Raw genomic sequence first — 571 nt, 5'->3', positions numbered from 1 at the left:
GGCGGCAGATCAGGATGTCGGCGGTGGTCGGCGGTGACGACGAGGCCCACAGTCGGGTCGGCACAGGTACGGCTGGGATGATCGTGGCCATGTGGTGGGAGTCGCGGTGACGGCTAAGTCGGATCGTGCAGTGGTGCCGGTACACGGTTCGTTGGCGGTCTATCCCGGTACGTTCGATCCGTTCACCCCGGGGCACCGCGACCTGGTGGCCCGTGCCCGGGTGATGTTCGACCGGATCATCGTGTTGCTGGCGGTGAACGCCGACAAGCGACCGACCGCCGAGGCCACGACCAGGGCCGTACGCGTGCGTGACGCCCTGCCGGCGGCCTGGGGCAATGTCGAGGTGGACACCTGGACCGGCCTGACCACTGCCTACTGCCTGCGCCGCGGCGCAGCGGTCATCGTCCGCGGCCTACGTACGGCCGCGGACCTTCGCCAGGAGTACCAGCTCGCTGCGATGAACGAGCAGCTCGGCATTCAGACCGTCTGGTTGCCGTCCCGTCCGCAGCTGGCTGCCACTTCGTCCACGGTCGCACGCGCATACCGCTCGGCACAGTCGGCCCGTCCGTCC

Annotated in this window: 1 protein-coding gene; it reads left to right on the top strand. The window is 69.0% G+C overall.

What is annotated here, in order from left to right; all coding sequences use genetic code 11:
• Positions 1 to 151: 151 nt before the first annotated feature.
• A partial coding sequence (gene coaD / locus ACL02O_RS34375; protein ID WP_412822351.1) for a pantetheine-phosphate adenylyltransferase occupies positions 152 to 571 on the top strand: 420 nt, incomplete at its 3' end.

The organism is Micromonospora mangrovicola, from assembly GCF_047200535.1.
Classification (GTDB): Bacteria; Actinomycetota; Actinomycetes; order Mycobacteriales; family Micromonosporaceae; genus Micromonospora.
Note: the sequence above shows the minus strand (reverse complement) of the source record. Positions and strands in the feature narration are given on the sequence as shown.